General features: G+C 74.0%; 2 protein-coding genes and 1 pseudogene. All 3 read right to left on the reverse strand.

Going from position 1 to position 10,316, the window contains the following annotated elements; translation table 11 throughout:
• Positions 1-44 precede the first annotated feature (44 nt).
• On the reverse strand, positions 45-605 hold the full coding sequence (locus tag ACFQVC_RS39370; protein WP_381840432.1) for a flavin reductase family protein: 561 nt from the start codon (positions 603-605) through the stop codon (positions 45-47).
• Positions 606-629: 24 nt separating this feature from the next.
• Positions 630-1,967: pseudogene (locus tag ACFQVC_RS39375) on the reverse strand (type I polyketide synthase); the annotation flags it as partial.
• A gap of 20 nt (positions 1,968-1,987) precedes the next feature.
• Positions 1,988-10,316 (reverse strand): SDR family NAD(P)-dependent oxidoreductase (locus ACFQVC_RS39380; RefSeq protein WP_381840435.1); only part of this gene is annotated, 8,329 nt, incomplete at its 5' end.

A 10,316-nucleotide genomic window follows, 5' to 3' on the forward strand; every position in this document is an offset into this window, starting at 1 on the left:
TTGGTTGTTTCAGCACCCTCAACGCACCGCCCGCAGGCGGTCGTTCAGGCCGCGGGACGGTGAAAGCCGGAGCGGAAGAACAGCAGCGGGTCGGTGGCGGGCTCGGCGGCTTCGAGCGCGCCCACCCGGCCGATGACGATCCAGTGGTCCCCGCCCGGCAGCACCGCGTCGACGGTGCAGTCGGCCCAGGCGAGGGAGCCCGCGAGCACCGGCGAACCGGTGGCGGGGCCCGGGGCCCAGTCGACCCCGGCGAACTTGTCGGCGCCGCTGACCGCGAAGGTGCGGCACAGCGCCTCCTGGCCGGACGCCAGGATGTTGACGCAGAACGCCCCCGACGGCTCGATCCGCGGCCACGTCGAGGAGGTACGGGCGACCGCGAGCGCCACGAGCGGCGGGTCGAGGGACAGTGAGGTGAACGACTGGCAGGTGAACCCGACCGGCGTCTCGCCGCCCGCCGGGTCCGTGGCCGCGGTCCGCCCGGTCACGATGGTCACGCCGCTGCAGAAGTGGCTCAGGACGCGCCGCAGTTCGGTCGGTGCGACGCGAGGGGTGGCACGGGGGACTGTGCGGGGTGCGAGCGTCGCGGTGTGCGCGGGGGAATGCATTTCGGCTCCCGTCTGCCGTCAGTTCGGCGCTTCCTCGAGGATCACGTGGGCGTTGGTGCCGCTGATGCCGAACGAGGAGACCCCGCCCCGGCGCGGCCTGCCGGTCTCGGGCCACGGCTGGGTCTCGGTGAGCAGCCGCACCTGGCCCGCCTCCCAGTCGACCTGCGGGGTGGGCTCGTCGACGCCGAGGGTCCTGGGCAGCGCCCCGTGGCGGATCGACAGGATCATCTTGATGACGGAGGCCACCCCGGCCGCGGCCTGTGTGTGCCCCAGATTCGACTTGACCGAGCCCAGCCACAGGGGCCGGTCCTCGGGACGGTTCCTGCCGTAGGTGGCGAGCAGCGCCTGCGCCTCGATCGGGTCGCCGAGCCGGGTGGCCGTGCCATGCGCGTCCACCGCGTCCACGTCGTCGGTGGTCAGGCCCCCGTTGGCGAGTGCCTGCCGGATCACCCGTTGCTGGGCGGGTCCGTTGGGCACCGTGAGACCGCTGGAGGCGCCGTCCTGGTTGAGCGCCGACGCCCTGACGACGGCCAGGATGCGGCGGCCGTTGCGCTCGGCGTCGGAGAGCTTCTCCAGCATGATCATGCCGGTGCCCTCGCCCCAGCCGGTGCCGTCCGCGGCGGCCGCGAACGACTTGCACTTGCCGTCCGGGGCCAGGCCCTTCTGCTTGGTGAAGTACTGGAAGGTCTCCGGCGACGCCATCACCGTCACGCCCCCGGCCAGGGCGAGCGAGCACTCGCCCTGGCGCAGCGCCTGACAGGCCAGATGCAGCGCCACGAGCGAGGACGAACAGGCCGTGTCCACCGTCACCGACGGGCCCTCGAGGCCCAGGGTGAAGGAGATCCGCCCGCTGATCAGGCTGCCGCCGGTGCTGGCGCCCTCGTACTCGTGGTACATCAGGCCCGTGAACACCCCGGTCCTGCTGCCCTTCAGGGACAGCGGGTCGACCCGGGCGTTCTCGATCGCCTCCCAGGCGGTCTCGAGGAGCAGGCGCTGCTGCGGGTCCATCTCCAGGGCTTCGCGCGGCGAGATACCGAACAGCTCGGCGTCGAAGTCCGGGGCGTCGTGCAGGAACGCGCCGTGCCGGGTGATGCTCTTGCCCGGCGCACCGTGCTCCGGGTCGTAGAGGCCGTCGATGTCCCAGCCGCGGTCGGTGGGGAACGGTGTCACCGCGTCCCGCTCGTCCATGAGCAGCCGCCACAGGTCCTGCGGCGAGTCGACGCCGCCGGCGAACCGGCAGGCCATGCCCACCACCGCGACGGGCTCCGCCGTGGTCCGGGTGAGCCGTTCGTTCTCCTGCCGCAGCCGCTCGTTGTCCATCAACGAGGCCCGTAGCGCCTCGACGATCTCCTGGGTTTCCATGACCGCTCTCCGCCTTCGCCTCAGTCGGACTTCCTGGCCGCGAGGGCCGTGCGCACCAGGTCGCCGATCTCCATGTCGGCGATGGCGCTGTGGGGGGAGTCCCCGTTGCCGTTCTGCGCGCCGTTCGTGCCGCCGGAGCCGTTCGTGCCGTTGGTGGCGTGCGCGCCGTTGGTGCCGTTCGCGGCGGGGGCGCTCGGGGGCGCCAGCTCCTCCAGCAGGTAGTGCGCAAGGTCCTGAGGGCTCGGGTAGTCGAACATCATCGTGGCCGGAAGCCGCAGACCGGTCTCGGCGCCGAGCAGGTTGCGCAGCTCGATCGCCGCCAGCGAGTCCAGGCCCAGTTCGGTGAAGCCCCGCCGCACGTCGATGGCGCCCGGCTCGTCATGGCGTACCGCCGCGACCTGGACGCGTACGACATCCAGGAGGATGCGCAGCTGCTCCTCCTCGGGCAGTCCGCCGAGACGCTCCTCCAGGGACTGCTCGGCCGCCGCCTCGGGCTCGGCGGACACCGCCGCGCGCTCAGCGACCGCCCGCGCCGGCCGGGCCGGTCCCGCCAACTCCCGCAGCTTATCCGGCACTTCACCGGAGGCCACGACGGCCGCCGGGTCCAGATGCAGCGGCACGAGGACCGTCTCGCCGGTGGCGAGCGCCGCGTCGAACAGGGCGAGCCCGTCCTCGGCGGTCAGCGCCGGAGTGCCGAGCCGCCGCTGCCGCTCGAAGACCGCCTCGTCGAGGGCGGCGCCCATGCCGTCGCCCGCCCACAGGTGCCAGGCGAGCGATGTCGCGGCCCGGCCTGCGGTGCGCCGGTGGACGGCCAGGGCGTCCAGGAACGTGTTGGCGGCGGCGTAGTTGGCCTGACCCGCGTTGTCGAGGAACCCGGTCGTGGAGGAGAAGAGGACGAACGCCCCGTACTCCAGGCCCAGTTCACTCTCCAGCTGGTGCAGATGCCAGGCCGCGTCCGCCTTGGGCCCGAGGACCCCGTCGAACCGGCCGGGCGTCAGCGAGTCGATGAGTCCGTCGTCGACGATGCCTGCGGCGTGGACGACGCCGGTCAGCGGGTGCTCGGCGGGGATGTTCCCGATGAGTGCCTTGAGGGCCTGCTTGTCGGATACGTCGCAGGCGGCGAGGGTGGCTTCCGCGCCCAACTCGGTCAGTTCCGCGTGCAGTTCGGCGGCTCCGGGGGCGTCCGGGCCGCGGCGGCTGGTGAGGACGAGACGGCGTACGCCGTGCTCGGTGACCAGGTGCCTGGCCACCAGGGCGCCCAGGCCGCCGGTGCCGCCCGTGACGAGGACCGTGCCGTCGCCGTCCCACGGGGCCCGCTCGGCGCCGGAGGTGGCCTTGACCAGACGCTGCACATGCGACGTGCCCGCCCGCAGCGCCAGTTCCCGCGCCCCGGAAGCGGCCGCCGCGGACAGCATCCGCGCAGACTCCTCCGTACCGTCCAGATCCACCAGGACGAGCCGCCCCGGATGCTCCGCCTGCGCCGCCCTGACCAGGCCCCACACCGGGGCCTGTGCCACGTCCACCCGGTCGTCGGCGTCGACGGTGACGGCCCCGCGGGTCGTCACCACCAGCGTCGACTCGGCCAGACGGGCGTCGCCCAGGAAGCGCTGCACCGCGGCGAGCACGGTGTGCGTCGCCTCGTGCGCGCCCTGCGCGGCATCCGCCGCAGCCGGGGCCACCGTGAGCCGTACCTGCGACGGTGCCGCACCCTTGGCGCCCAACACGGCGTCCAGGTCAGGTAGTTCGGTTCCGTCGGCGGTCAGGTCCGGGCCCGGCAGCCAGCCGAAGCGGTGCAGGCCGTCCGCCGCGGCGGCGCCCGCCGCCGTCAGCTGTGCGGCGGCCACCGGACGCGAGACCAGCTCCGTCACCGTCGCCACCGGCCGTCCGGCCGCGTCGGCGACCCGCAGCTCCGTGACCTCCGCGCCGCGCACCCTGCGCAGGTGCACCCGCAGGGCGGTGGCGCCTGCCGCGTGCAGCGTCACCCCGCTCCAGACGAAGGGCAGTTGCGTCGCATCGGACTCGTCGAGCAGATCCACATGGCTCGCCGCGTCGAGGAGCGCCGGATGCAGTCCGAAGCGCGCCGCGTCGGCGTGTGCCTGCTCGGGCAGTGCCACCTCCGCATAGACGTCCTCTCCCTTGCGCCAGGCGGCCTTGAGGCCCTGGAAGACGGGCCCGTAGCCGTAGCCCCGGCCGGTGAGGCGTTCGTACGCGCCCTCGACGGGGATCTCCGTGGCCCCCAGCGGCGGCCACTGCGCCAGCTCGAAGCCCGGTGCCCCGGCGGTCGCCGTGAGCACCCCCGAGGCGTGCCGGGTCCAGTCGCCGTCCTCGCCCTCGGGCCGCGAGTGGATGCTCACCGGGCGGCTGCCGGACGCGTCCGCCGCGCCGACCACCACGTGCAGGGCGAGCGCCCCGTGTCCGGGCACCACCAGCGGTGCGCCGAGGGTCAGTTCCTCCACGTGGCCGCAGCCGACCTCGTCGCCGGCGCGGATCGCCAGATCCACCAGGGCGGTGCCGGGCAGCAGGACCGTGCCGTGCACCTTGTGGTCGGTCACCCAGGTCTGGGTGCCGGGGGAGAGGCGTCCGGTGAGGACCGCGCCGGTGCCGTCGGGCAGGGCGATGGCGGCGCTCAGGAGCGGGTGGCCGGCGTCGAGCTGGCCGTGCCCGGTGGCGTCGGCCGCGACGGCCGGGGCGGTGTCGAGCCAGAACTCCCGCTTCTCGAAGGCATACGTCGGCACGTCGATCCGCCGGGCGCCGCTGTGCGCGTAGTACGCCTGCCAGTCCACGGCCACACCGGCGACATGCAGCCGGGCCACCGCGCCCGTCAGCTCGCGCCGCGCGTCACGGCCGCGCCGCTGCACGGCCACGAAGGTGGCGTCCTCGGCGGTCTGCTGGCCCATGGCGGTGAGGACCGCGTCCGGGCCGAGTTCGAGATACGTCCCCACGTGCTGCCCGTCCAGATACGCGACGGCGTCGGCGAACCGGACGGCGGCACGCACATGGCGCACCCAGTACTCGGGGTCGGTCAGCTCGGTGGCCGGCCGGCCCGTGACATCGGAGATCACCGGGATCTGCGGCTCGTGGTACGTCAACGCCCGCGCCACGGACCTGAAGCCGTCGAGCATCGGGTCCATCAGGGGCGAGTGGAAGGCGTGCGAGACCTTCAGGCGGGTCGTCTTGCGGCCCTCGGCCTCGAAGTGGGCCTTGATGGCCAGGGCTTCCGTCTCGTCGCCGGATACGACGACCGCGTGCGGCCCGTTGACCGCGGCGATGGTGACCTGGCCGGTCAGGAGCGGCGTGACCTCGGCCTCGGTGGCCTGCAGGGCCACCATCGCCCCGCCCTCGGGCAGCGCCTGCATCAACTGGCCGCGTGCCGCGACCAGTTGGGCCGCGTCGGCGAGGGAGAGCACCCCGGCCACATGCGCGGCCGCCAGCTCGCCGATGGAGTGCCCGGCCAGATAGTCCGGCTGCACACCCCACGACTCGACCAGGCGGTAGAGGGCCACCTCGATGGCGAAGAGGGCGGGCTGGGTGAACTCGGTGCGGTTCAGGCGCTCCGCGTCCGCACCCCAGATCACCTCGCGCAGACCGTCGTCGAAGTGCGCGAGCACCGCGTCGAAGGCCTCCGCGAACACCGGGTACGCCTCGTACAACTCCCGTCCCATGCCGGGCTGTTGGGCGCCCTGGCCGGTGAACAGGAACGCCGTCGGCGTGTTCGCGCGGTCCTGGCCCGTCACCGTCTCCGGGGCCGTGCGGCCCTCGGCAAGCGCGGTCAGGCCGCGCAGCGCCTCGTCCCGGTCCGCGGCCGTGACGGCGACCCGGTGGTCGAGGACGGCACGCGAGGTGGCCAGGGAGTACGCCGTGTCGAGCAGATCCGGCTGCGGGTCCGCCTCGATCAGGGCCTTCAGGCGCTCCGCCTGCGCGGGCAGGCTCTGCGGGTTCTTCGCCGACAGGACCAGGGCCACCGGGCCGCTCTGTGCCACGGCCCGCTCCGGCTCGCCGGCGGGCGCCGCGGGCAGCTCCGGCAGACCGGCTCCCGCCCCGGCGTCCGGTGCCTGCTCCAGGATGATGTGCGCGTTGGTGCCGCTCAGACCGAACGAGGACACCGCGGCGCGCCGTGGCCGCTCCGAGACGGGCCAGTCACGGGCCTCCGTGAGCAGCCGTACGTTCCCGGCGCTCCAGTCGACCTGCGGTGACGGCTCGTCCACGTGCAGCGTCTTGGGCATGACGCCCTCGCGCAGCGCCATCACCGTCTTGATGACACCGCTGATGCCCGAAGCGGCCTGCGCGTGCCCGATGTTGGACTTGATGGAGCCGAGCCACAGGGGCCGGTCCTCCGGGCGGCCCTGCCCGTACGTGGCGAGCAGCGCCTGTGCCTCGATCGGGTCGCCGAGCGTGGTGCCCGTGCCGTGGCCCTCGACGAGGTCCACGTCGTCACCGGTGAGCCCGGCGACGGCCAGGGCCCGCTGGATGACCCGCTGCTGCGAGGGACCGTTGGGAGCGGTCAGGCCGTTGCTCGCACCGTCCTGGTTGGTGGCGCTGGAGCGGATCACCGCGAGCACCGGGTGCCCGGCACGCTCCGCGTCCGAGAGCCGCTCCACCAGGAGCAGGCCCACGCCCTCCGACCAGCCGGTGCCGTCCGCGGCCGCCGCGAACGCCTTGCAGCGGCCGTCGGCGGCCAGGCCGCGCTGCTGGCTGAAGTCGACGAAGATCTCCGGCGTCGGCATCACCGTGACACCGCCCGCCAGGGCCATCGTGACCTCGCCCTGGCGCAGCGCCTGGCAGGCCATGTGCAGCGAGACGAGCGAGGACGAACAGGCCGTGTCCACCGTGACCGCCGGGCCCTCAAGACCCAGGGTGTAGGCGACGCGGCCCGAGGCGATCGAGCCCGCGCTGCCGTTGCCGAGGTAGGGGGAGAGCTCGTCGGGCACGGCGCCGGGGCGGGTGCCGTAGTCGTGGTACATCACGCCCACGTACACACCGGTCTGGCTGCCGCGCAGCGACGCCGGGTCGATCCCGGACCGCTCGATGGCCTCCCAGGACGTTTCGAGCAGCAGCCGCTGCTGCGGGTCCATCGCGAGGGCCTCGCGCGGCATGATGCCGAAGAACTCCGGATCGAACTCGGCGGCGTCGTGCAGGAACCCGCCCCGCACCGTGTACGTCTTGCCGGGCGTACCCGGCTCCGGGTCGAAGATCGCGTCCGCGTCCCAGCCGCGGCCGGCGGGGAAGCCGGTGACCGCGTCACGGCCCTCGGCGACCAGCTGCCACAGCTCCTCGGCGGAGCGCACCCCGCCGGGGAAGCGGCAGGCGATACCGACGATCGCGATCGGGTCGTCCGCGGTGCCGGGGGCCGCGGCGGGCACCGGCTGCTGCGGAGCGCGGGCGGCGACGGTGCCGGACAGCTTCTCCTTGATCAGGGCCGCGACGGCCCGTGCGCTGGGGTGGTCGAAGACCAGGGTGGCGGGCAGCTTCTGCCCGGTGACCGCGTTCAGGTTGTTGCGCAGCTCCACCGCGGCGAGCGAGTCGAAGCCCAGCTCCTTGAACGCCCGGTCGGGGCCGACCGCCTCGATGCCGCTGTGCCCGAGGACGGACGCCACTTCCTGGCGGACCAGATCGAGCAGGGCCCGGTCCCTCTCGCCGTCGCTCAGACCGGCAAGGCGCTGCTCGAACGTGCCCTGACCGCCCGCCGTGGCGGCCGCCTTGGCGGTACGCCGCGCGGGGCCGCGGGCCAGATCGCGCAGGAGCGCCGGTGGCTCGTCGGTACGGGAGCGCAGCGCCGCCTTGTCGATACGGACCGGTGCGACCTGGTGGGCGCCGCAGGTCAGGGCCGCGTCGAAGAGGGCGAGACCGTCGGCGACTTCGAGCGCGGGCATGCCGAGCCGGGTCATCCGGTCCAGGTCGGAGTCGGCGAGCGGGCCGCCGAGGCCCGTGTCCACCGCCCACATGCCGAACGCCAGGGCCGTCGCCGCCCGCCCGGCCGCCTTGCGGTGGTGGGCGAGGGCGTCGAGGAAGACGTTGGCGGCCGCGTAGTTGGCCTGCCCGGCCGCGAGGACCAGGCCGCCCGCCGACGAGAAGAGCACAAACGCCCGGTAGTCCAGGCCGAGTTCGGCCTCCAGCTCGTGCAGATGCCAGGCCGCGTCCGCCTTGGGCCGCAGCACCTTGTCGAACTGCTCGGGTGTGAGCGTGCCGGCCAGACCGCTGTCCACGGCCGCCGCTGCGTGGACGACGCCGGTCAGCGGGTGCTCGGCGGGGATGGTCTCGATGAGTGCCTTGAGGGCCTGCTTGTCGGATACGTCGCAGGCAGCGAGGGTGACGTCGGCGCCCGACTCGGCCAGCTCGGACCGTAGTTCGGCGGCGCCCGGGGCGTCAGGGCCGCGGCGGCTGGTGAGGACGAGACGGCGTATGCCGTGCTCGGCGACCAGATGCCGGGCCACCAGGGCGCCCAGGCCGCCGGTGCCGCCCGTGACGAGGACCGTGCCGTCACCGTCCCACGGCGCAGGCCGCTCCTCGGTCGGCGGCGCCACCTTCGTGAACCGGGGCACCGCGAACGTGCCGCCGTGGACGGCGCATTCGGGCTCACCGGAAGTCGCGGCGGCGGCAAGGACCGCCAGGGACGGCGCGACGCCGTCCGTGTCGAGCAGCGCGAACCGGCCGGGGTTCTCCGCCTCGGCCGCACGCACCAGGCCCCACACCGGGGCCTGCGCCAGATCCAGGGTGTCCGCCAGGCGCGCGGCGACCGCGTACTGCGTCACCACGACCAGCTTCGACTCCGCGAACCTGGCGTCCGCGAGCCAGGCGCGCACCGTCTCCAGGACCGCTAGGGACACCGCGCGAGCCGCGTCCGGCACCGCCCCCGAGGCCGCGGGCGCGACCGGGAACAGCACGGTGTTCGGCACCTGCTGCCCCGCGTCGAGAGCCGCGCCGAGCGCCGCCAGATCCGCGAACTCCGTGATGCCGCCGCCCAGTTCCGGCAGTCCGGCGAGGCGGACCGTGTGCCCGGTGACGGCCTCGGGCAGCGGCGCCGAGCTCCAGCCGACCTTGAACAGGGCGTCCGACAGGCCGCCGCGGGCCGCCGCGTCGAGCTGCTCGGCGGCGACCGGCCGTGAGACCAGCTCCGTCACCGTCGCCACCGGCTGACCGGCGGCGTCCGCGACCCACATCGCGGACAGCTCGTCACCGCGCACCCGGCGAAGCAGCACCCGCAGCCGGGTGGCGCCGGCCGCGTGCAGCGTCACGCCGTTCCACGAGAACGGCAGCAGGGTGTCGCCGCCCGCCTCGCCGTTCTCGTCCAGGAGATCGGCATGCATGGCGGCGTCGAGGAGCGCCGGGTGCAGGCCGAACCGGGCCGCGTCCGCGTGCGCCTGCTCGGGCAGCTCGACCTCGGCGTAGACGTCGTCGCCGTCGCGCCAGGCGGCCTTGAGGCCCTGGAAGACGGGCCCGTAGCCGTAGCCGCGGCCGGTCAGGCGCTCGTACACGCCCTCCACCGGGACCGGCGTCGCACCGGGCGGCGGCCACTGCGTCAGCTCGAAGCCCGGCTCGTCCGGGGCCGCGGTGAGGGAACCGGCCGCGTGCCGGGTCCAGTCGCCTTCGCCGCCCTCCGGCCGCGAGTGGATGCTCACCGGGCGGCTGCCGGAGGCGTCCGCCTCACCGACCACCACCTGTACGGCGACCGCGCCACGCCCCGGCAGGGTCAGCGGCGCCTGCAGCGTCAGCTCCTCCACACGGCCGCAGCCGACCTCGTCACCGGCGCGGACCGCGAGCTCCACGAAGCCGGTACCGGGCAGCAGCACCGTGCCGAGCACATCGTGATCGGCCACCCACGGCTGCGTACCCGTCGAAAGCCGCCCGGTCAGGACGACCCCGTCCGAGTCGGGCGACGCCACGACGGCGCTGAGCACCGGGTGGTCCACCGGCGTGAGCCCGGCCGAGCCGACATCGCTCGCCGTGCCCACGGGGTTGAGCCAGTAACGGCTGTGCTGGAACGCGTAGGTGGGCAGATCGAGATGGGCGGTCGCCCGCTCGCCCGCGAACGCGGCCCAGTCCACCTCGACCCCGTGCGCGTACGCACGCCCGAGACCGAGCACCAGCTCACGGGCCTCGGCACGGTCGCGGCGCAGCAGCGGCGCGAAGACGCCGTTCTCGTCGCTCTGCCGACCCATGGCGGTCAGGACGGCGTCCGGTCCGAGTTCCAGGTAGGTGGTGACGCCTGCCTGGCGGAGGCTTTGGATGTCGTCGGCGAAGCGGACGGCGTCGCGGACGTGGCGTACCCAGTACTCGGGGTCGGTGATGTCCTTGAGGACCGGGATCGAGGGCTCGTGGTAGGTGAGGGATGCGGCCACGGTCCGGAACTCG

The organism is Streptomyces monticola, from assembly GCF_042665355.1.
Lineage (GTDB): Bacteria > Actinomycetota > Actinomycetes > Streptomycetales > Streptomycetaceae > Streptomyces > Streptomyces monticola.